The organism is Corynebacterium sp. 335C (assembly GCF_053525695.1).
The window spans coordinates 774285-795978 of record NZ_JASTTB010000001.1; the positions used below are offsets into that span (position 1 = coordinate 774285).

20 protein-coding genes and 1 pseudogene are annotated in these 21694 nt (G+C 73.2%); 11 read left to right on the forward strand and 10 right to left on the reverse strand.

Annotated features, from left to right (window positions below):
- Positions 1 to 2 precede the first annotated feature (2 nt).
- Both QQS41_RS03285 and QQS41_RS03290 read left to right on the forward strand, forming a co-directional pair.
- On the forward strand, positions 3 to 509 hold the full coding sequence (locus QQS41_RS03285) for an HD domain-containing protein (protein WP_448851256.1): 507 nt from the start codon (positions 3 to 5) through the stop codon (positions 507 to 509).
- Positions 510 to 675: 166 nt separating this feature from the next.
- The gene (locus QQS41_RS03290; RefSeq protein ID WP_448851257.1) at positions 676 to 1935 is read left to right on the forward strand and encodes an MFS transporter; all 1260 of its coding nucleotides are present in this window, start codon (positions 676 to 678) and stop codon (positions 1933 to 1935) included.
- A gap of 56 nt (positions 1936 to 1991) precedes the next feature.
- Here QQS41_RS03290 and QQS41_RS03295 read toward each other — a convergent pair whose 3' ends face one another.
- From QQS41_RS03295 to QQS41_RS03305, 3 genes are read right to left on the reverse strand one after another with little or no spacing between them, the layout of a single operon-like run.
- Positions 1992 to 2423, reverse strand: coding sequence for a pyrimidine dimer DNA glycosylase/endonuclease V (locus QQS41_RS03295; RefSeq protein WP_448851258.1), 432 nt, complete (start codon positions 2421 to 2423; stop codon positions 1992 to 1994).
- A 48-nt stretch (positions 2424 to 2471) separates the two neighbouring features.
- On the reverse strand, positions 2472 to 2657 hold the full coding sequence (locus QQS41_RS03300) for a hypothetical protein (protein ID WP_448851259.1): 186 nt from the start codon (positions 2655 to 2657) through the stop codon (positions 2472 to 2474).
- A 16-nt stretch (positions 2658 to 2673) separates the two neighbouring features.
- Positions 2674 to 2928, reverse strand: coding sequence for a hypothetical protein (locus QQS41_RS03305; protein WP_448851260.1), 255 nt, complete (start codon positions 2926 to 2928; stop codon positions 2674 to 2676).
- A 549-nt stretch (positions 2929 to 3477) separates the two neighbouring features.
- Here QQS41_RS03305 and QQS41_RS03310 point away from each other — a divergent pair.
- Positions 3478 to 4536: a phytoene desaturase family protein gene (locus QQS41_RS03310; protein WP_448851261.1), complete on the forward strand. Its 1059-nt coding sequence runs from the start codon at positions 3478 to 3480 to the stop codon at positions 4534 to 4536.
- A 115-nt stretch (positions 4537 to 4651) separates the two neighbouring features.
- Here the strand turns inward: QQS41_RS03310 and QQS41_RS03315 are convergent, their stop codons facing one another.
- Complete coding sequence (locus QQS41_RS03315; protein WP_448851262.1) at positions 4652 to 5821, reverse strand: trypsin-like serine protease; 1170 nt, start codon at positions 5819 to 5821, stop codon at positions 4652 to 4654.
- Between the two features lie 352 nt (positions 5822 to 6173).
- Positions 6174 to 7634 carry an APC family permease gene (locus QQS41_RS03320; protein WP_448851263.1) on the reverse strand — a complete coding sequence of 487 codons (1461 nt, stop codon included), beginning with the start codon at positions 7632 to 7634 and terminating at the stop codon, positions 6174 to 6176.
- A 275-nt stretch (positions 7635 to 7909) separates the two neighbouring features.
- Between QQS41_RS03320 and QQS41_RS03325 the strand changes: the two genes are divergently transcribed.
- Together QQS41_RS03325 and QQS41_RS03330 are read left to right on the forward strand one after the other, a co-directional pair.
- A complete protein-coding gene (locus QQS41_RS03325) occupies positions 7910 to 9163 on the forward strand; it encodes a CapA family protein (RefSeq protein ID WP_448851264.1) in 1254 nt (417 codons plus the stop codon).
- A 340-nt stretch (positions 9164 to 9503) separates the two neighbouring features.
- A complete protein-coding gene (locus QQS41_RS03330; protein ID WP_448851265.1) occupies positions 9504 to 11084 on the forward strand; it encodes an alkaline phosphatase D family protein in 1581 nt (526 codons plus the stop codon).
- A 123-nt stretch (positions 11085 to 11207) separates the two neighbouring features.
- On the opposite strand, the gene QQS41_RS03335 is transcribed toward QQS41_RS03330, so the two are convergent.
- From QQS41_RS03335 to QQS41_RS03345, 3 genes are all read right to left on the reverse strand, one after another.
- Positions 11208 to 11912 carry a tetratricopeptide repeat protein gene (locus QQS41_RS03335; RefSeq protein ID WP_448851266.1) on the reverse strand — a complete coding sequence of 235 codons (705 nt, stop codon included), beginning with the start codon at positions 11910 to 11912 and terminating at the stop codon, positions 11208 to 11210.
- A 156-nt stretch (positions 11913 to 12068) separates the two neighbouring features.
- Entirely contained in the window at positions 12069 to 13118 is a 1050-nt protein-coding gene (locus QQS41_RS03340) for a hypothetical protein (RefSeq protein ID WP_448851267.1), read from the reverse strand.
- Positions 13119 to 13213: 95 nt separating this feature from the next.
- The gene (locus QQS41_RS03345) at positions 13214 to 13975 is read right to left on the reverse strand and encodes a DUF305 domain-containing protein (protein WP_448851268.1); all 762 of its coding nucleotides are present in this window, start codon (positions 13973 to 13975) and stop codon (positions 13214 to 13216) included.
- Positions 13976 to 14271: 296 nt separating this feature from the next.
- Between QQS41_RS03345 and QQS41_RS03350 the strand changes: the two genes are divergently transcribed.
- Positions 14272 to 15732 (forward strand): protein adenylyltransferase SelO, encoded by a 1461-nt coding sequence (locus QQS41_RS03350; RefSeq protein ID WP_448851958.1) that lies wholly within the window; start codon positions 14272 to 14274, stop codon positions 15730 to 15732.
- A gap of 51 nt (positions 15733 to 15783) precedes the next feature.
- On the opposite strand, the gene QQS41_RS03355 is transcribed toward QQS41_RS03350, so the two are convergent.
- Positions 15784 to 16095 carry a monooxygenase gene (locus tag QQS41_RS03355; protein ID WP_448851269.1) on the reverse strand — a complete coding sequence of 104 codons (312 nt, stop codon included), beginning with the start codon at positions 16093 to 16095 and terminating at the stop codon, positions 15784 to 15786.
- Positions 16096 to 16319: 224 nt separating this feature from the next.
- On the opposite strand from QQS41_RS03355, the pseudogene QQS41_RS03360 reads away from it, so the two are divergent.
- The 4 genes and pseudogenes from QQS41_RS03360 to QQS41_RS03375 all read left to right on the forward strand — a co-directional run.
- Positions 16320 to 16868: pseudogene (locus QQS41_RS03360) on the forward strand (alpha/beta fold hydrolase); the annotation flags it as partial.
- A gap of 53 nt (positions 16869 to 16921) precedes the next feature.
- Positions 16922 to 17290: a hypothetical protein gene (locus QQS41_RS03365; RefSeq protein ID WP_448852007.1), complete on the forward strand. Its 369-nt coding sequence runs from the start codon at positions 16922 to 16924 to the stop codon at positions 17288 to 17290.
- A gap of 3 nt (positions 17291 to 17293) precedes the next feature.
- Positions 17294 to 18208, forward strand: a complete 915-nt coding sequence (locus tag QQS41_RS03370) for an esterase/lipase family protein (protein ID WP_448851270.1) — start codon at positions 17294 to 17296, stop codon at positions 18206 to 18208.
- A gap of 111 nt (positions 18209 to 18319) precedes the next feature.
- Positions 18320 to 19063, forward strand: coding sequence for a metallophosphoesterase family protein (locus QQS41_RS03375; protein WP_448851271.1), 744 nt, complete (start codon positions 18320 to 18322; stop codon positions 19061 to 19063).
- A 14-nt stretch (positions 19064 to 19077) separates the two neighbouring features.
- Here the strand turns inward: QQS41_RS03375 and QQS41_RS03380 are convergent, their stop codons facing one another.
- A complete protein-coding gene (locus QQS41_RS03380) occupies positions 19078 to 20349 on the reverse strand; it encodes an O-acetylhomoserine aminocarboxypropyltransferase/cysteine synthase family protein (RefSeq protein ID WP_448851272.1) in 1272 nt (423 codons plus the stop codon).
- Between the two features lie 409 nt (positions 20350 to 20758).
- Between QQS41_RS03380 and QQS41_RS03385 the strand changes: the two genes are divergently transcribed.
- Positions 20759 to 21673, forward strand: coding sequence for a chromosome partitioning protein ParB (locus tag QQS41_RS03385; RefSeq protein WP_448851273.1), 915 nt, complete (start codon positions 20759 to 20761; stop codon positions 21671 to 21673).
- The last annotated feature ends 21 nt before the right edge of the window (positions 21674 to 21694 follow it).

The following is a 21694-nucleotide window of genomic DNA, read 5'->3' on the forward strand; positions in this document are numbered from 1 at the left end:
CGGTGCGTGACGACGCCTCCCGCCCCCGCCCCGTCCCCCGCCCCTGGGCGGACGACCCGCAGCTCGCGCGGGCGTGGCGGCTCGCCGCCGAGGCCCACGACGGGCAGTCCCGCCCCGGCGCCGGAGGCGAACCCGAGCCGTACCTGCGCCACGCCGAACGCGTCGCCGCCGCGGTCGCCCGCGGCGGGCACCCGCCCCACGTCGTCGCCGCCGCGCTGCTCCACGACGTCGCCGAGGACGCACCCGAAGCCTGGTCCCGCGCCGCGGGCGGCTTCGACGCCCGGGTGCAGCGCATCGTCGACGCCGTGACCCGCCGGCCCGGCGAGGACTACGCCGCCCACGTCGCGCGGGCGGGCGCCGACGGCGAGGGGCGCGTCGTCAAGCTCGCGGACCTGCGCGACAACCGCGGTTCCCTCGGCAACCTCCCGCGGGACACGCGGGAGCGGCGGGCGCGGGTGGAGCGCCTGCGGGCGCGCTACGACGCCGCCCTGCGCGACCTGGGGCGATAGGCCGCGCCGCGCCCCGATTGCGCGAAATGCAGGTCGGGGGTGCATAATGGGACGCAACACTCCCGTGCCGCTGATGCCGTGGCCCGGGGGTCTTTTTTGTTGTCCGGGGCGAACGCGCCCCCGGACGGCCATGTCCCGACCCACGACACCAGACAAGGAGCTGCCCATGGCGGAGAACCGGACCCACGCACCCGGGGAGGCCGCGGCGGTCAAGCGGCCGCTGTTCACCGTCCCCTTCAACGCCGGCATCGTGGCCAACTGCGGCATCGCGATGGCGATGTACCTCTACATGTCCACCATCGCCGGCTACGCCATCGCGGAGCTCGGCACCTCGGAGTCCGGGGCGGGCCTGCTGTCCGGCATGTTCGTCATCGGCGCCATCGCCGGCCGCTTCGGCGCCGGCCCCCTCACCACCATGATCGGCCAGCGCCGCACGCTGGTCGTCTCCGCGGTGTTCATGCTGCTGATGACGCTGCTGTACCCCGTCCTCCACCACATCGGCCCGCTGACCGTCGTCCGCGCCCTCCACGGCGCCGGCTTCGGCGCCGCGTCGACCGCGCTGGCCGGCATCGTCCTGTCCGGCATCCCCAAGCACCGCCGCGGCGAGGGCACCGGCTGGTTCACCACCGGCATGACCATCGCCACCGCCGTCGGCCCCCTGCTGGGCATCCAGCTGTCCGTCCACGTCGGCCACCAGCCGGTGTTCTGGGCCGGCATCATCATCGCCGTCGTCACGCTCATCGCGTCCTTCATCGCCCTGCCCGCCGGGCCGCCGAACCCGCCGATGGACAAGGCTTCCCGCGCGAAGCGCCGCGCCCACGTCCGCATGTCCGACGGCCTCACCCCGAAGGCCATCCCCGTCGCCCTGACGGTCATGCTCTGCGCCTTCGGCTTCTCCGCCGTCCTGACCTACCTCACCCCCTTCGCCGCCGACCGCGGCCTGCAGGGCGCCGCCGGCTTCTACTTCCTGGTCTACGCCGCGGTGATCCTGGTCTCCCGCCCGGTGGCGGGCGTGCTGCAGGACAAGATGGGCGACGACATCGTGATGATCCCCATCACCATCTCCGTCACCGTCGGCCTTCTGCTCACCGCCTTCGCCCCGAACGGTTTCGTGCTCCTGCTCGGCGCCATCTTCCTTGGCCTCGGCTACGGCACCCAGATCAGCGCCGGCCAGGCCCTGGCCATCCGCCGCACCGGCGGCCCCAACGCCGGCAAGGCCGTCGGCAGCTTCTTCATCATGGTCGACGGCGGCACCGGCCTCGGCCCCATCCTGCTGGGCCCCGTCGCCGCGGCCTCCGGCTACGAGGCGATGTTCGTCGTCTGCGCCGTCCTGTCCGTCCTGGCGCTCGGCTGGTACATGGTCACCGCCTCCGGCTGGGCGCACGCCCGCCGCGCCGCGAAGGCCGGCAAGAAGACGGAGGCGTAGGGCCTCCGCGGGGGCTGCGCGCGGTCGGTGTGCTGCGCGCGACTGCCCCGTGACGGCTACGTCCGCTCCCAGTCCGCCACCGGCCCCTCGGCCACGGTGAACAGCGGATGCGCCTCCGCCCCACCCGCGGCCCACGGCCCGCTCCCCAGAGTCCCCGGGGAGCGGGCCGCAAGCTTTTCCCGCAGGTGGCGGAACTCGTGGTCGAGCTGGCCCGTCGTCACGCCGATGCGCGGGGCACCGCCCGGCTTCAGGATCCTCGAGCCGTCGAAGTCGTAGCCCCGCGCGTCGGCCTCGGCCAGCAGCCCCTCCAGGTACGCGCCGATGGCCGCCAGCGGGTCCGGCTGCGCCCGGAAGCGCTCCAGCTGCGGGTGGTTCCGGTACCCGGAGGTGCGGCCGTCCAGGACCTTCTGCGCCAGCAGCGTCTCCCGCCAGCAGGCCACCAGACCCTTGGCGTCGAGGTACGAGGGGTGCACGCTCCAGATCCGCATGGGCCCGAGACTACGTCGGCCCGCGTCGCCGCCCGTGCGGGGCGTGGGTCAGCCCTCCCGTTGGCGGCGGGCGCGTTGCGCGGCGCGGTGTTGGTCGCGGGGTTGCTCGTAGCCCATGTGCCATGAGTCCCGCATTCCGGGGTTGGTGTGCGGGTTGTCCTCGATGGATTGCTGGTTGTTGTAGGCGGTTGCGCCTTCAAGATAGGCGGTGAACCGCTGATCGGTGATGCTCATGTGTATCTCCGTTGCGTTAGGTGGAAGTGCCGTCGATGACTGAGAACAGTTCGGCTTCCTGCGCCCGGGTGATGCCCCCTACCATTGCTTCAACCTGAATGTCGCCCCACACGTCGATCCGGGCGTCACGGTCTTCCTCCAACGAAAGACGCGCGTTGTGCCCCGGATCGCGCGTTCCCGGCCTGTCCAGGTCGCGCTTCAACTGCTCAAGCGACTTCCTGCCGGCCAGGAACTCCTGGAAGTCCTGCCGGGCCTTGGTCACGCCGTCCATTACCGCTGTCGTCCTCTCGTCCGGCCCCTCCCGGTGAATCCGGGAGGGGTGATTTCGGTTGCCGTCGGAGTCGCGGAGGTCGTCGTCACGCACATCGGTGACATCGCACGCGTCGTCCCCGTCCCCCGGACGACGGTTGCTTCCGGCGCCGCCCCGGACCCCCGTCCCGGGCGCATCGCGCCATGCCGTTCACGCATCATCGCGGGCCGCCCGACACGGTTTCCGGGCGCGCGTCCGCGAACACGCCGACGCCCTCATCGTACCCCTCTTTCCGCAGGTCGGTCGCCACATTTCCAGCACCGCGGGGCTGCCCACCACCCCCTCCGGGCGGCGCCCCGCCACCGCACGTGACGGCGACCATGGGCGCGCCGCGCCGTTCGCGGCTACGGTCGGTGACACGCCCGCAACCCATGACGGACCATGCACGCACCGCGTGCGGGCCGCGCATCCGCGCACCACGCGCCGGCGCACCATGCGCCGGCGCACGCGCACCCCGCGCATCCGCGCCACGCGCCCCGCACCGCGGCCGCCGGCGAACGGGAGAACCCCTTGACCGCAACGACCTACGACCACATCCTCATCGGCGCCGGGCACAACGCCCTGGTCGCCGCCGCGAACCTCGCCGAGAACAGCCGCCGCGTCCTCGTCCTCGAGCGCTCCGACGGCCCGGGCGGCGCCCTGCGGTCCTCGGACTGCCTGGGAGAGGGCTACGTCGCGGACCTGTACGCGACGAACCTCAACCTGTTCCTCGGCAACCCCGGCTTCCAGCGGTGGAAGGACAAGCTCGCGGCACACGGCGTGGAGTTCGCCACGACCGACCGCCCCTACGCCAACGCCTTCCCCGACGGCACGGCGCTGAAGGTCTACGGCGACGTGGAGCGCACCCGCGAGGGCCTGCGCGCCCACTCGGAGGAGGACCTCGCCGGCTTCGACGAGCTGTACGCGAAGTACAAGGAGTTCATCGCCGCGCTGATGCCGCTGTACGGCGCCCCGATGCCGGTGCCGTCGAACATCCCGCAGATCCTGGCGGCGCTGCGCTCGGCGGGGATGCGGACGTGCCTGGAGCTCGGCCAGATCGTGCTGTCGTCGACCCGCGAGCTCGCCGACCGCTACTTCACCACCCGGGAGGCGAAGGCGCTCATCGCCCCGTGGGGCATGCACATGGACTTCGGCCCGGAGGTCTCCGGCGGCGCGATGTTCCCGTTCCTCGAGGTCTACGCGGACATGGAGAACGGCATGACCCTCGGCCGCGGCGCCGGCCAGACCCTCATCGACGGCCTGGTGTCGCTGGTGGAGGAGTTCGGCGGCGAGGTGCGCTGCAACGCCGAGGTGACGCGCATCCTCACGGAGGACGGCCGCGCCGCCGGCGTGGAGCTCGGGCTGGCACCTGTCGGAGATGCTGCTGGACGACGGGGTGCTGCCGCGCATCGGCGGGGCCATCGCCGGCACGCGCGACCGCGTCCGCGGGGCGCTGGCCCGCCTCACGGGCAAGTAGGCGCCCGCGCCGCGGCGGGCCCCGGGTGCGCCCGGGGATCGCCGCGGCGGGCGTCGTCACGCATCACGCGCACCGCGGTTGCGCGTGACGACGGCGGCCGCCGCCGCGCATGATGCGCGGCGGCGGCCGTCGTTCACGTGATGCGGGTGGCCCGGGTGCCGGCCCCTCCCCCGCCCGCAGATGCGGCGGGGAGGGCGCGGGCCGCCGGGTCACCGGCTCACCGGGGTTTTAGGGCCCGGGGATGGCGGAGATGCCGAGGGCGTCCATCGCGTCGCCGACGACGGAGGAGCCGTCGCCGCCGTTGAGGCCCAGGGCGTCCTGGGTGGCGGCGTAGCTCTTGTCCGCGACGTCGACGGCGGCGTCGGCGACCTGCTCCGGCAGGTACTCGTAGGCCTTATCGCGGGCGTTCGCGCCGGCCTGCTCCAGCGCCGGCTCCACGACGGCCTTGCCCAGCTGGTAGCGGGTGTCGTCGCCCATGGTGCGGGTGTCGGAGTGCTCCGCCGTGTTCTCGGTGGGCGTGAAGTAGTCGTTGACCTGGCCGTCCGGGATGCCGTAGGCCTCCTCCAGCGCCGCGTCGGCCGGCTGGATGCGGTTGAACGGGCCGACGGCCATGGAGTTCACGCCGATGAACTCGCCGGTCTCCGGGTTGAAGGCGGAGCCGCCGGAGTCGCCCTTGCCCAGGCGGATGACGACCGTCCACACGCCGTTCTTCGCGCGGAAGATCTGGTAGCCGCACTGGCGGCCGGTGCGGGCGCCGTCGGTGCAGATCGGCTCGCCGAAGTTGTCGACGGAGACCTCGCCGCGCTCCAGGGCCTTGTAGTCACGGATGCCGGTGATCTGGACGGGCTCGCCGTGGGACCGGCCGAACTCGTCGCGGGAGTCCGACAGGGACGTAGGGGTGACGCCCGGGGCGAGCTCCAGGATGGCGTAGTCGTTGGCGTTGTAGTTCGCGTCGGCGTAGCCGTGCTCGCTCTCGCCGGACAGGTCGAAGGAGGCGACGTCGACGACGCCCAGCGGCACGTCGCCGTCGGCGGTCGGGACGTAGGCGGTGTCCTCCATCTTCGGCATGCCGAACTCGGCGCCGTCGTCGGTCTGCACGATGCAGTGGCCGGCGGTGAGGATGACCTCCTTGGACTCGCCGGTCTCCGGGTCCGTCAGGGTGCCGGGGACGCCGAGGGAGCACATGCCCGACTCGAGGTAGCGGTTGTTCTCGTCCTTCTCCGCGCCCTCGACCGGGACGCGGATGGGCGAGCCCGGGCCGACGACCGGGCCGGACTGCGCCGGGGCCGGCGCCGGCGCGGCGGCCGGGGCGGACGGGGAGGCGACCGCCGGGGCGGCGAAGACCGTCGTCGCGGTGACGGCCGCGAGGAGTCCGAGCGAAGTGCGCGTGAACGTCATGCGTGATTCCTGTTCGTGCGTCTGCGCGCGGCGGCGCGGCCGGGAGGTGCCCCGGCGGGCGCGGCGCGCGGTGGTTGCTGGGTCGGCGGGGCCGGAAAACCCCGTTGCCCACCATCGTCCCACCCGTTTCCGGGGCCCGTCCAGCGGAATATGACGCCCCGCCGAAATTGGTGACTCATGTGACTGATGAGGCGTTTTCAGGCCGCGTTCAGTTCGCTTTCGGAACCATTTCGGCGGGTCCGCGGGCGGCGCCGCGGTCGTTTTCCGGCGCCCGCGACGCGACGAGCGCGGCGGCGCGACGGACGCAGCCGGCGCATCCGTCATCACCCGCGCCCCACCACGCGCCCGCGCGTCACCGCACGCCGCGCCGCCAGCACGCGCCGGCGGCGAAGCACGCGACGATGAGGACGACGCAGACGACGGCGGGCACGGCGCCGCCGGCCATCATCGGCAGGTTGGCGACGGAGATGACCAGGACCAGCAGCAGGCCCAGGCCGCCGAGGGCGGTGACCGCCAGGCGGCCGGCGCCGACGACGGGGGCGTCCGGCGCGGTGCCGGGGCGGGTGCCGTCGTCACGCGCATCATCCGCATCGCGGGAGGCGCGCGCGGCCCGGGCCCGGGCGCGGCCGAAGAACGCGAGGACGGCGAAGCAGGTCAGCGTCATCATGAGGATGACGCCGACGGCGCCGGCGCCCGAGTACCACGTGTAGATCTCCGTGACCGGCTCCAGGCCCAGCACCGCGGAGACGGCGACAACCAGGGCCGTCAGCGCCGACGTCCACGCCGACGCCCGCGACGGGGCGCGGTGCCGGCCGTGGACCCCTCCCAGCCGCGGCGACAGCACCCGCTGCTCCCCCAGCGTGAACAGGTAGCGGGTGACGATGTTGTGGAACGACAGCATGCACGCGAACATCGACGTCACCACCAGCACCCGGAACACGTCGCCCAGCACGGACACGACGACGGTCGCGGCGAGGTCGATGATGACGTTCTCCGGGTCCGCGGCGGCGGCCGCCACGATGCGGCCCGGGCCGACCGCGGAGGCGACCAGCCACGCCGACATGGTGTAGAAGACGCCGATGAGGATGACCGCGACGTACGTCGCCCGCGGCACGGTGCGCTCCGGGTCGCGGGCCTCGTTGCGGAACACGGCGGTGGCCTCGAAGCCGAAGAAGCCGAGGAACGCGAACAGCAGGCCCAGGCCCGGGGCACCGGACAGCGCCTCCGCCGGACTGAACGGCACCGGCGACAGCTCGCGGCCGGAGGCCAGCACGCCCGCGTCGAGCGCGATGACGGCGGCGATCTCCAGCACCAGCACGGTGCCCAGCACCTTCGCCGACAGCTCGATGTCGCGGTAGCCCAGCCACGCGACGACGGCGATCATCGCGGCGGAGATCGCCCACCACGGCAGCTCCGGTCCGCCGTAGGCGGCGACGAGGTTGCCGGACTGCACGCCCAGGTAGCACGTCATGGACACGGTGAGCAGCAGGTAGGAGAACAGGGCGACGCCGGCGACGCCCAGGCCCGCGCGGCGGCCGACGCCACGGTCGACGTAGGAGTAGAACGCGCCGGCGTCGGGCACGTGCGGCGTCATCCGCGTGAACCCGACGGAGAACAGCAGCAGGATGATCGACGCGGCGAGGATCATCAGCGGGGCGCCGGCGGAGTCCGACTCCATGAAGATGATGGGGAAGTTCGCGGCGACGACGGTGATGGGGGCGGCCGCGGCGAGGACCATGAAGACGATGTCCGTGACGCCGAGTCCGCGGTGCAGCGTGGGGCGCGCCTCGTGCGCCCGGGCGGTGGATTCCATGGGCGGCATCCTATGGGGCGGCGCGGGGGCGCATTACCACCGGCCGGAGCGCCGCGGCAGGCGGCGCTCCCCCGGTTCGGGGGTGGCGGGGCACTGCGCCGCAGGTGCGGAACGTGCGCCGCGCAGGCTGTTGCGGATGGTGCGAATGTTACTGGCGGTACGCGGGTTCGGCGGGCGCGTCACGACGAAAACCCGCCGCAACCCGCACGAACGCGCTTCACCTGAACACGGACTGGCACGGGACTTAACGCCGCTCATCCCCTATTGTTTTCCGCATGATCGAATCCCGCTCCCACCGCCAGCGCACCTGGGCGCTGCGGGCGATCGTCGCCGCGCTGCTCATCGGCGGCATCGCCATGGCCACCTTCATCCTCGCCGGCGGCAACGGCCCGGCCCGCTACCTCAACCCGGCGTCGACGGACAGCCCGCTGTTCGGCAGCGTCGGCTCCTCCGGATCCTCCGGCTCCGACGAGGCGGAGGGCGCCATCCGCGAGGCCACCGGCACCGACAAGGTCACCGTCTCCGTCAATGGCGACATGCTGTGGCACGAGCCGACCTGGACGACCGGCACGAAGGCCGACGGCACCTACGACTTCACGCCGATCTTCGAGCACATGAAGCCGATCATCTCCGGCTCCGACATGGCCATCTGCCACAACGAGGTGCCGTTCGCGCCGGAGGAGGGCCCGTTCCTGGGCTACCCGCAGTTCCAGGCGCCGCCGCAGATCGCCCCGGGCCTGAAGAAGACCGGCTGGGACTTCTGCACCACCGCCTCCAACCACTCCGTCGACCACGGCTTCGAGGGCCTGACCCGCACCCTCGACGTCCTGGACCAGGCCGGCATCGGCCACACCGGCATGTACCGCACCGAGGCGGAGTCCGAGAAGCCCGCCATCTACACCACCGCCTCCGGCGTGAAGATCGGCATCGTGTCCGGCACCTACGGCACCAACGGCCTGCCCGTCCCGGAGCCGTGGATGGTCGACATGCTCGACACCGACCGCATGATCGAGGACGCCCGCAAGGCCAAGGAGGCCGGCGCCGACATCGTCATGGCCGCCATGCACGCCGGCGACGAATACGCCCAGCAGCCGAACGCCCAGCAGATCCAGGCCGCCGACGAGCTGACGAAGTCCGAGTACATCGACGTCGTCTACGGCCACCACGCCCACGTCGTCCAGCCGATCGAGAAGGTCAACGGCAAGTGGGTCGTCTACGGCCTCGGCAACCTGGTCGCCCAGCAGATGGCCGACCAGTACCTGACCTACGAGGGCATCACCGTCGAGTTCACCTTCGGCCGCGACGGCGACGGCTGGAAGGTCGACGAGCTGAAGTACATCCCGACCATGATCTCCCCGTCCGGCCACCAGCCGGTCCAGGTCGCCCCGACCAACTGGATGAAGGACAACCCGGACGCCTTCGGCACCGCCACCCCGGACGCCGCCACCATGGAGGCCTCCCTGGAGCGCACCCGCGAGGTCGTCAACTCCCGCGGCGCCGCCGACCACCCGGAGGTCGTCGAGGGCTAGTCCCCCGGACGCCTCACGAGCGGCATTCGACTTCGCGGCCGGCCCCGCCTCCCCCACCAGGGAGGCGGGGCCGGCCCCTTTTTTTCGTGCGCCGGAGGTTGCGTGACGACGGGACCCGCGTGCGGCGCCCCGCCCCTGCGGCCCCCGAAACGACCGTTCACCGACTCTTCACCCGGGTGTTCCCATGGCTGCACCTCGCGCACATACCTTCGGCCGGGTGCGCCCGGCGCGGCGCCGACCCCGCCGGCCCGGGGCGTCGTCACGCACAGCAACCGCGACCCCGCGCCCGCCGGTGCCCGACCCGCCAGCACCCACCCGGACACCGAAGGAACGCCTCCCCATGTCGCTCACCCGCCGCGGATTCCTCGCGGCCGGCTCCGCCGCCGCCGGCGCGGGCCTGCTGCTGCCCGCCGCCGCCCGCACGGCCCACGCCTCCCTGCCCGGCACGCCCGCCCCCGGCGCACCGGGGCTCATCGCCGACCGCCCGTCCATCACCCACGGCGTCGCCGCCGGCGACGTCCGCCCCGACGGCGCGCTCATCTGGACCCGCGCCGACCGTCCCGGGACGATGGTCGTGGAGACCGCCGCGACCCCCGACTTCGCCAACCCCCGCACCTTCCGCGCCGCGAACGCGCTGACGCCGGACACCGACGGCACCGGGCGGATGCGCCTGGTCGGCCTGGAGCCCGGGCAGACCGTCCACTACCGCGTCACCGTGGAGGACGCCGACACCGGCGCCGCCTCCGAGGCCGTCACCGGCAGCTTCCGCACCGCCCCGAACGCGCCCGGGAACATCCGCCTGCACTGGTCCGGTGACGTGGCGGGCCAGGGCTACGGCATCAACCCGGACCTCGGCGGCATGTTCTGCTTCGACGCGATGGCGCAGCGCACCCCCGACCTGTTCATCCACTCCGGCGACACCTGCTACGCCGACGGCCCCGTCGAGGCCAACCCCGCGCTCGACGACGGCACCGCCTGGCGCAACGTCACCCACCCGGCGAAGGACAAGGTCGCCGAGACGCTGGAGGAGTTCCGCGGCCAGTACGCCTACAACCTCATGGACGACAACTATCTGCGGTTCAATGCGCAGGTCGCGCAGCTGGTGCAGTGGGACGACCACGAGACGACGAACAACTGGTGGAACGGCGAGATCCTCGACGACGACCGGTACACGGAGAAGGACGTCTCCCTCCTCGCCGACCGCGCCTTCCGCGCGTTCCACGAGTGGCAGCCGCTCGACCGCACGATGGCCGTCGACGGGCGCATCTACCGCAAGGTCCCCTATGGCCCGCTGCTGGACCTGTTCGTGCTGGACATGCGCTCCTACAAGGACGCGAACCCCGACAACAACTCCAGCCGCCCCCACGACGGCGTCGTGCTGGGCGAGAAGCAGCTGCAGTGGCTCATCGACGGAGTGAAGGCGTCGACGGCGACGTGGAAGATCATCGCCGCCGACCTGCCCATCGGCATCGTCGTGCCCGACGGGGAGGACGGCGACCAGGAGGGCGTCGCCTCCGGCGCGGCCGGCGCCCCCGACGGGCGCGAGAACGAAATCGCCCGCGTGCTCACCGGCATCCGCGACGTCGCCAACGTCGTGTGGCTCACCGCCGACGTCCACTACACCGCCGCGCACCACTACTCCCCCGACCGGGCGACCTACCAGGAGTTCTCCCCGTTCTGGGAGTTCGTCTCCGGGCCCCTGAACGCCGGCGCGTTCGGCCCGAACGACATGGACCCCACGTTCGGCCCCGAGGTCGTCTACGTCCACGCCCCGTCGGAGGACCAGCAGAACGCCGGCCCGAACCACGACTTCCAGCACTTCGGGGAGGTCGACATCGACGGCACCACCCGGGAGCTCACCGTCCGGCTGCTCACCACCCGCGGCACGGAGCTCTGGACGACGACGCTGCAGCCGGAGTAACGGCGGGCGCGTGGGGGCGCGGCGCGGGAGGAGCGCAGCGCGTGACGACGTGATGCGGGGCGGCGAGGTACCCCGCAGTACGGCGCACGGCGGGGCGGCGCGGAACGGGGCCCGGAGCCCCGATCACCGCCGCCGCCCGAAGGGGCGCCAGGGCCGTTCGCCGGCGTCGTCGTCCGCGGCCTTCCCGAACCCCTCGTCCGCCATCCTCCGCAGCCACTGCACCGCATCGCCGGGAACGTCGGCCGCGCCGTCGCCCTCCCCGAGCATGTCCTCCAGCTCCTCCCGCGCCTTCTCCTTCCCCTGCTCCGCCGCAGCCCGGTACCAGCGGGCGGCCTCCTCGGCATCCCTGCCGCACCCCAGTCCGTCCCAGTACGCCCTGCCGAGCATGTGCTGCGATTCCGGCCGGCCCTGCTCCGCCGCGAGCCGGAACCACCGCACCGCCTCCGCATGATCCTGAGGCACCTCTTCGCCCCGCCAGGACATGAAGCCCAGGTTGTTCCGGGCGACGGCATTGCCCTGCTCGGCCGCCGCCCGGTACCACCGGACGGCCTCCTCGACATCCCTGTCGCACCCCACACCGCCCCGGTACGCCGTGCCGAGCATGGTCTGGGATTCCGCGTACCCCTCCTCCCCGGCGAGCAGGAACCACCGCACCGCTTCGGCGTGATTCCTCGTCACCCCGTCGCCGTTCCAGTAGGCCATTCCCCGGCGGCGCATCGCCTCCGGGTCCCCGTGGTCCGCTTCCGTGCGCCGCAGCTCCTCCGGGTGCTGCTCCGGGGCATCCGCCGGCTGCGCTTCGACGTCGCGGTGCCGTTCGTCCGAGCCCATGTCCCGACCTCCTCGCCTGCCGCGGGATCCGCGTGCCGCGGCCCCGTGCCCGGATCATGGCCGATTTTCGCGCCGGCCGTCACCCGGATCCGCCACGGAACGTCGCGTCAGGTGCGTCGCGGCCGGTACCTCGCAGCCGGCTCAGCCGCACCGCGGTTACCGCGGCACCTCCCCGTTCACCGCCTGCTCGAAAGTCTGCACCGGCAGATCCGGCAGCGGTCCGTCGCCCGGGACGATGACGGACGTGCCGCCGGACTGGATTTCGAAGCCGCCGTCCTCCAGGACCTTGACCGCGAGCCCCACGACGGAGGTCGTCTGACCCGGACGCAGCGACTTGTAGTCGAACAGGGGCTGGGAGCCCACGAGATCCGGGGCGAAATAGGCGTGGCCGCTCGGGTCCACGATGAGCTTCGGAGCCTTCTCCCCGGACGTCGGATCGACCGGAGTGTCCGGCCGGTCGGTGAAGGTGCAGCCGAACTGCGGAGGGCTGACGTCGTCCAGCGCCCAACAGACGGGGCCGGACTCGCCGATGGTGAACGCGAACTTCTCCTGCCCGTTGACGCGGAACACCTCGGACTCGACGTACCAGGAGTCCGCATCGGCGGAGCCCCCGTCGTCCGGGGTGGTGGACACGACCTCCGAGGAGGCCTCGATGTTCTTCTCCGCGCCGATGACGGACAGCGTGCCATTCGAGGTGCCGCAGTCCAGCCGATCGTCGACGGGCTTGGAGCAGGAGGCCCCGCCGAAGTCGACGGACTGGCCGGTGCGCAGCTCCTTCTTCGTCGGCGGAATGCCCTCGAACACCGTGGCGCGGACGCCGTCCGGGCCGATGTTGACGGCGCCCATGGTGTCGAAGGGGACGTCGTCACGCGGCAGATCCGGCTTCGGGATGCCGGTGCAGGTGATCGCCGCACCATCCGTCGCGACGATGCATTCTCCGTGGTCACCGGTGTCGAAGGTGAAGTGGTAGTAGCCGTCGGCGAGGAAGTCCTCCTTCGGCACCTCCTCCAGCTGCGCGGAGCCGTCCTCCGGCACCACCGTGGTCGTCGTGGTGACGGTCGTCCTCGGCTTCGCCCGCTGCGCCTCCTCGCCGTCATCGCCGGAGCAGCCGGCGACGAGACCGGCGGTGGCGAGCAGCGCGGCGGCCGCGGCGACCCCGCGGGTCAGATGGGCGGGTACGGCGGGGACGTGCGTCGTTCGGCGCATATGGCGGGGGCTCCTCGTCGTCGGGTCGGTGCGGTGACGCGGCGGCGCAGCGCGGACCGTGCGGTCCACGCTGCGCCGTGGCGGCGGAACGTCGGCTAGAGGGAGTCGAGGATGCCGCGCATGATCGCGATCTCGGGCTCCTGGGCGTCGACGATCTGCTGCGCCAGCTCCTTGGCCTGCTCGTTCGAGCCGCCATCGAGCTCCGCGCGGGCCATGTCGATGGCGCTCTGGTGGTGGGCGATCATGCCCTCGAGATACAGGCGGGAGGCCTCCTCGCCGCCGGCGGCGTCGATGGCGGCCAGCTCCTCCGGCGTCAGCATGCCGGGCATGACGTGCTCGGCCTGCGGGGCGGGCGCCTCCGGCGCCGCCTCCTCGCCGTGGACCGCCGGGTCCATCTGCGCGGCGTCCGCGGGGGCGCCGTCGGCATGGTGGGAGTGCCCGCCGTCGCCGGAATGGTCCGCCTGCTCGGCGGGGGCAGGCTCCGCGGCCATGCCGCCGGGGGCCGGCGGCACCGCCGGCTCACCCCAGGTCTCCAGCATGGCGTTGAGGCGGGTGATCTCCGGGCCCTGCTCGTCCTGGATGCGCTGCGCCAGCTCCGCGACGCGCGGCGGCGGATCCGGCTTCGACAGCAGGATGCGGGACATCTCCAGAGCCTGCTCGTGATGCGGGATCATCATGCGGGCGAAGGTGACGTCGGCGTCGTTGTGCTCGTCGGCGATGCGCGCCTGCGCCTCCTGCTCCACCTGCTTGGCCGGGGCGTCCGCCCCGCCGGCGGCGCCGTCCGCGCCATCGCCGCCGCAGCCGACGAGGGCCAGGGTCGGGGTCAGCAGCAGCGCCGCCAGGGCCGTGCGCTTCACGGTGTCGGTCGTTTCCTCGATCCATGCGCCGGGCGGACAACCCGGTACATCTCCAGCATGCTCCGGACATGGACGACACGACAACGTTTTACGTAGCGCAATGACGGTACGACTCGCCCGATCGGGGTGGAAACGGCACCCGCGGCGCCCTCCCCCGCCGTACGCGGCGGCGAATCGCCGGTCCCCGCGGGGCACCCCCGGTTCCCCGTGGTCGCCGGTCCCGGACACCACCTCCCCTCGCGCACACCTCCCCTGCCCCTACACTCGCGCCCATGACGCACCAGGACGACGACCGCATGCCGCGCCTGCGGCACGACTACGCCGACGCCTTCCCGGAGCTGATCATCGACTGGGAGGCGGAGGAGTCGCCGGACCCCGCCCTCGTGATCCTCGACGAGGATCTGGCGGCGGAGCTCGGCCTCGACCCGGAGTGGCTCCGATCCCCCGCCGGCGTCCGATTCCTCGCGGGCATGGAGCTGCCGGACGACGCCCGGCCCGTTGCGCAGGCGTACTCCGGCCACCAGTTCGGCATGTTCAACCCGATGCTGGGCGACGGCCGCGCGCTGCTGCTCGGCGAGCTGGAGGTGCCGGACGGCCGCGTCGTCGACGTGCACCTCAAGGGTTCCGGCCCGACGCCGTTCTCCCGTGGCGGCGACGGGCGGGCGACCGTCGACACGATGCTGCGGGAGCACGTCATGGGCGTCGCGATGCACGCGCTCGGCGTGCCGACGACCCGCGCGCTGGCGGTGCTGACGACGGGGCGGCCCGTCGTCCGGTCCCGCGCGCTGCCGGGGGCGATCCTGGTGCGCGTGGCCGCGGGCCACGAGCGCGTCGGCACGGCGCAGTTCCTGCGCGCGCACCGGCCGGAGGAGATGCTGCGCGAGTGGGCGTGGCGGACGCTGCGCCGACACCACCCGGGGGCGGAGGCCGCGGCGGAGCGCGACGGCGTCGGCGCCGCCCTGCTGGAGGCCGTCATGGACGCCCAGATTTCGCTGGTGGCGCGATGGATGGGGCTGGGCTTCATCCACGGCGTGATGAACACCGACAACATCGCGATGTCCGGCGAGACCATCGACTACGGCCCGTGCGCGATGCTCGACGCCCACGCCCCGGACACGTGGTTCAGCTCCGTCGACGAACGCGGCCGCTACCGCTACGGGCATCAGCCCCGCATCCTGCAGTGGGATCTGCTGCGCTTCGCGGAGGCGCTGCTGCCGCTGATGGGCGACGAGCCGCAGGCCGCGGTCGACGCCGCGACGGAGCTCATGGGCTCCTTCCCGGACCGGTGGGCGGCGGCGCGCCGCGCGGAGTGGCTGCGCAAGCTCGGGCTCGCGGGTGCGGGGCTTGACGACGAAACCTCCGACGCCCTGATCGACGACTGGACGCGGATGCTCGCCGACGCGAAGCCCGACCACACGGGGACCCACCGCGCGCTCGCCGACGCGGCGGCGGGCGACGACGAGCCGGTGCTCCGGCACCTCGGCGACGGGCATGCGGAGCGGGCCGCGGCGTGGCTGGAGCGGTGGCGCCGGCACTCCCCCGACGCCGACGCGCTGCGGAGCGTCAACCCCGTCTACGTGCCCCGCAACCACCTGGTGGAGGGGGCGCTCGACGCCGCGGCCGACGGGGACCTCGGGCCGTACCGGGAGCTGGTCGACGTGCTGCGCGACCCGTTCACCGAGCGGCCCGGGCTGGAGCGCTACGCGCAGCCGGCGCCGCCGGATTTCTACCCGTACCGGACGTTCTGCGGGACCTAGGCGGCCGCACCGCATCCCGCTGGCTGGAGCGCCTGGGCGCCTGACCGGCGGTCAGGCGCCCGCGCCGCGCCAGTTCGTGATGGCCGACAGCTCCGGGTTCACCTGGAACACCCGGCCCCGGATGTCGGTCACGCCCCACTCGCCGAGGCGCTTCGAGTGCATCTCCAGGTAGGCGCGGGCGGTCTCCTCCGACTCGAAGAGGTAGATGCCGCCGGCGATGCCCTCCTCCTCGTTCTCCGTCCAGATCTTCTGGACGAAGCCGGGCTCCTCCGTGATGGAGTGCGCCAGCTCGCGGTAGGCGTCGGCCATCTCGTGGCCCCATGGGCCGTCGGACGGGAAGTCGACCTGCAGCAGAACGGTCATGCCGTGCACCTTTCGTCGTCCGGGCCGGGCCCGGGTCGTCGTCGCGGCGGCGCGGGCCCGATGCCCGCACCCCAGTCCGAGCGTACGCATGCGCGCATACACGCCGCCCGCTCGGCGGCACGCCCCAGCACCGTCCGCGTCGCCGTCGCGCGGCCCCGGAAACGGCCGCGGAGGGTCCCGTCGTCACGCGCACGCGGGCACCGCGCGACCGATACGGCGGACGCATGAGCCGACGCATCCCCCTCCTGCCGCAGGCGCCGAACACGCACGGCGGCATCGTGTTCGAGGCCGGCCGCAGCCCCGTCCCGGAGACGCCGCACACGTCGGTCTCCGCCGACGGGACGCCCATCGCCTGGTACGAGTACGGGCGGCCGCGCGGCGAGGCGCCGACCATCGTGCTGGTCCACGGCTACCCCAACACCCGCGCCGTGTTCCACAGCCTCCTGCCGCACCTGACGGAGGAGTTCCGGGTGGTGGCCATCGACACGCGCGGCTCCGGCGACTCCGGGCACCCGGAGGACGTGGACGCCTACGTCATCGACCGGCTGAACGAGGACTTCCTGGCCGTCATGCGCGACGCCGCCCCGGACGAGAAGGTGACGTACGTCGGCCACGACTTCGGCGGCATCATCGGCTGGGACCTGCTGCGGCACGAGGGGACGCGGGCGCGCATCGGGCGCTTCGTCGCCTTCGGCGCCCCGTCGTTCGAGCAGTGGGCGCAGTGGACGCGCGAGCAGCTGCGGCCGGCGGCGTGGCCGGCGGGCCCGGCGCGGTTCGTCAACCAGATGATCCGCATCCCCGAGTTCGGGGCTACCTCATCCCCGGGGTGCCGCGGATCTCCTGGTGGGGCGGGCTCTTCGACATCGCCGTGTCGTTCCTCAACCACCGCGCCGGCTCCCCGCGCGAATCCGGCTACGCGCGTGCCGACGGCCTGGCGCAGGCGAAGCTCTACACCGCCAACTTCGGCGACCGCATCCGCAGGCCCCGGTACGACCGCATCGAGGACGCCCCGCCGATCCTCAGCCTCGACGCCGCCGACGGCTTCTTCACGCCCGGCTTCGTCGCCTGCATCGACGCCCAGCAGCCGGAGGTCGTCCACCGCACGCACGACGAGGGCCACTGGGGCCTCATGGTCGTGTCGGAGCAGGTCGCGGGGCTGCTGCGCGCGGTCATCCGCGAGCACCCCGAGGGGTAGCGCGTGACGACGTCCACCGGCCCCCGGCGTCGCAGGCTGCGCCCCGGCGGCGCCGCCCGCCCGCGGCTGCGGGCCCTCGCCGCCGCGGTGGCGGTGGCGGCGGCCGCGGCGGCGGGCGTCGTCACGCAACCGCCCGAGGCGGAAGCGCGGCGCGGCGCGGAAGACGCGGCGGGGCCGGAGGCGAGGGACTTCGTCTCCGCCTACATCCGGTCGGTGCGCAACCCCGGCATGATGCCGCCGCACGTCAACGACTGGGACTGCGAGCCGTCGCCGGAGCACCCGCGACCCGTCGTGCGCATCCACGGGACGTGGGACAACGCGTACGCGACGTGGTCGATGCTCACCCCGATGCTGAAGGCCGAGGGCTACTGCACGTACGCGCTGAACTACGGCGACGACGAATCCGGCCTGGTCGGGCGCATCCCCGGGGTGTACGGGACGCAGAACCTGGAGGACTCGTCGCGGGAGGTCGCGGACTTCGTCGACGAGGTGCTGGAGCGCACCGGCGCCGCGGAGGTCGACCTCGTGGCGCACTCCCAGGGCGGCATCCACGCCCGCGCGTACGTACAGCGCCACGGCGGCGTGGAGCAGGCCGTCGGCGCGCCCGTCTTCGCCGCGATGAACGCCGGCGGCGAGACCCGCCCGGGCGTGGGCTACACGATGATCGCCACCGTATGGGACTGGAACGTCGCGCCCTACACCGGGCAGTTCCTCGAGGGCGGGCCCGGCGCGGACGTCGCCAACGTCACCGTCCAGGACGGCTGCTGGCGCGACGCCTCCGAGCACCTGTCCATGACGTTCAGCCCGCGGGTGCTGGACATGGTGCTGCTCGCGCTTGACGACGACGGCCCCGCGCCCGCCGACTCCGACGTCTGCGTCCCCGTCGCGCCGTTCACCGGCGCCCTGCCGGGGGCGTAGGGCGGGCGGCGGCCCGGCCGCGGCGGCGCCCCCCGCCGCGGGCCTCCGCGTTGCCGGCCGCGCCGGACCCCGTGCCCGGCGCGGCGGGCCCGGACGGCACAATGGGGCGCGATGTCCACCGCGCCCCGTCCCGTCCTCATCCTCGCGATCGCCGACGAGGTCCGCGAGGCGCTGACCGTGCCCGGCGCCGTCGACGTGGGCGCCGACCGGCCCGACGTGGTGCTGTCGGCCGGCGACCTGCCGTTCCGCTACGTGGAGGCCGTCGCCGCCGCCCACGACGCGCCGTGCGCGATGGTGCCGGGCAACCACGACCCGTCGCTGGAGGGCTACCGGCCGGGCCGGCTGGGCTGGCACCGGGCGGGGCTGCCGGCAACGTGGCCCGGCCCGACCGGCGCGTGGGCCGCGGACCGCGATGCCGTCGAGGTCGCGGGCATCCGCGTCGCGGGCCTCGGCGGCTGCGCCCGCTACCGCTCCGGCCCGAACCAGTGGACGCCGTCCGCCGCGCGCCGCCGCGCCGCCCGCACCCGCCGCAGGGCCCGACGCCGCGGCGAGGTCGCGGGGCGCTTCGCCGACGTCCTGCTCACGCACTCCCCCGGCGTCGCCGGCGGGGATCCGGACCCGGCGCACCGGGGCCTCGACGCCGTCGACGGCCTGGTCCGCGACCTCGCCCCGGCGCTGCACCTGCACGGGCACGTGCACCCGCACGGCCGCCCGCGCCGGGTCGCCGACGAGATGCGTGACGACGGCCGCCCCGCCACCCTCGTCCTCAACACCGTGGGGTGGACGCTGGTGCGGCTGCATCCGGCGCACGGCGGGGCGGCGTCGTGGGCGGAGCTGGTGAGCGCCGGCCGCTGACGCCCGCTCCTCCCCTACTCCGCGGCCTTCGCCAGCGCCTGCTCGATGTCCGCGATGAGGTCGTCGGCGTTCTCCAGGCCGACGGAGATGCGCACCAGGCCCGGGGTGATGCCGACGGACGGGAGCAGCTCGTCGGGCACCTGACGGTGGGTGGTGGACGCCGGGTGCAGCACGCAGGAGCGCGCGTCGGCGACGTGGACCTGGCGGGAGATGAGCTCGAGGGAGTCCATGAACCGCACGCCGGCCTCGCGGCCGCCCTTGAGGTCGATGGTCAGCACGCCCGAGGCGCCCTTCAGGTACTTCCGCGCCAGCTCGTGGTACGGCGACGAGGCCAGGCCCGGGTAGCGAACGCCCAGCAGGACGTCGTCACGCGTCTCGAGGTACTCGGCGACCTTCCGCGCGTTCTCGCAGTGGCGCCGCATGCGGACGTCGAGGCTCTCCAGCGACAGGTTGAGCATGAACGCGGAGTGCGCGGCCGGGTACGCGCCGAAGTCGCGCTGCAGCTGCATGCGGGCCTTGATGATGAACGGCGCCGCCGCGTAGTCCTTCGCGTACACGACGCCGTGGTAGGACTCGTCCGGCTCAGTGAAGCCCGGGAACCGGCCGTTGGCGTAGTCGAACGTGCCGGCGTCGACGATCATGCCGCCGACCTGCACGGCGTGGCCGTCGAGGTACTTCGAGGTGGAGTGGATAACGACGTCCGCGCCGTACTCGATGGGCTTGCACAGCACCGGGGTGGCGAAGGTGTTGTCGACGATGAGCGGCACGCCCTGTCCGTGCGCGATCCGGGCGAACTTCTCCACGTCGAGGACGCTCATCGCCGGGTTGGCGATGATCTCGCCGAACAGCGCCTTGGTGTTCGGCTTGAACGCGGCGGCGATCTCCTCCTCGGACGCGTTCTGGTCGACGTAGATGACCTCGATGCCGAAGCGCTTCAGCGTGGTGGAGAAGAGGTTGGAGGTGCCGCCGTAGATCTCCGACGACGCGACGAAGCTGTCGCCGGCCGAGCACAGGTTCATGATGGCCAGCGCGGTCGCCGCCTGCCCGGAGGAGGTCGCCATCGCCGCGGCGCCGCCCTCGAGGTCGGCGATCTTCTCCTCCACGGCCATGACGGTCGGGTTGGCGAAGCGCGAGTAGATCAGCGCGTGGGTCGGCTCGTCGAACACCGCGGTGATGTCGTCGGAGGAGTCGAACGTGTACGTCGTCGACTGGATGATGGGGACCTGCCGCGGGTCCTTGTTCCCGGGCACGTAGCCGGAGTGGATGAGCTTCGTCTCGTCGTGCATGCGCTGTCGCCTTTCGCTGGTCGCCGGAGTGCCGCGGGCCGTCGTCGACCGCGTGCATCATTCAGACATCCTATGGCTGTTTTGCACCCGGGGGACCGCCCTTCCACCCCCGCGGGGCCGCCCTCGCGCGACGGGCAGCCTCCCTCCGCGCGACGCCCCCCTTCCACGACGGGCCGCCGCCCCTCGGCGCCGCCGCCAGAATGACGGGCCACCCCGCACGGCAGGCGGCCGGACCGTAATCGTCGTCACGTTCGGCGCGATGAACTGGAGGAACGGGCTCGCACGGGTCTACGATGATGAACCCCAACAGAAGATCGGGCTCATTCGGGCACGAACGGGCACACATGCCCGGCCCGACCGCCCCGACCATCCGACCCCGCCCGCCGACCACGACACCGAAGGAGCGCACATGGCCGACACCGGATTCCCCGACGCCGACGCGCAGGCCGACTTCGCCCGCGCCCGCCGCCGCGCGTGGCTGGGCCGGGCGGTGTCGCGGCTGCGCCTCCAGCCCGACGACGTGACTCAGGTCCTGCCGTACGACGAGGTCGTCCACGCCCTCGGCGAGACCGGCCGCCGCGAGCTGGGCCTCCAGCAGGTCGCGACGGACTCCATCGTCGGCACCGTCGACCGCACCGGGCAGTTCGACCGGGCCTTCCGCCCGACGACGAACTCCTCCCGCGCCCGCTGGGAGCGCATCAACGCCGCCCAGCGCCGCGGCGAGTCCATGCCGCCGGTGCGGCTGCGGCGCATCGGCGGGATGCACTTCGTCGTCGACGGCCACCACCGCGTCTCCATCGCGCGGGCCCGCGGCGACCGGGTCATCGACGCCTACGTCACGGAGGTCCTCACCCGCGTCGACGCCGACGGCATCCGCGACAACCGCGACCTGGTGCTGAAGGACCACCGCCGCATCCTGCTGTCCCGCGTGCCGCTCAACGACGCCCGCGCCGCCATGATCCGCCTGCCCGACCCGTGGCAGTACGCGGAGCTGGCGGAGTGCGTCGAGGCATGGGGCTTCCGCGCGATGCAGGCGCAGGGCTCCTTCCTGTCGCGCGAGGAGGTCGCCGACCGCTGGTTCACCGAGGAGTTCGTCCCCGTCGTCGCCGCCGCCCGCCGCGCGGGCCTCGCCCCGCGGCACACCGACGCGGAGCTCTACCTGTGGGTCGCCGCCGAGCGATACCGCCTCATCCGCCGCCACGAGTGGCCCGACGACGTCTTCGAGAAGGTCCGCGCCACCGGCCGCGGCCCCGAGGGCCGGGGCCACGTCGCCGGCGGCGCCGTGAACGGGGCACCGGTCGCGCCGTCGCGCACCGGCTCGTAGCAGCGGTTGCGTGACGACGGG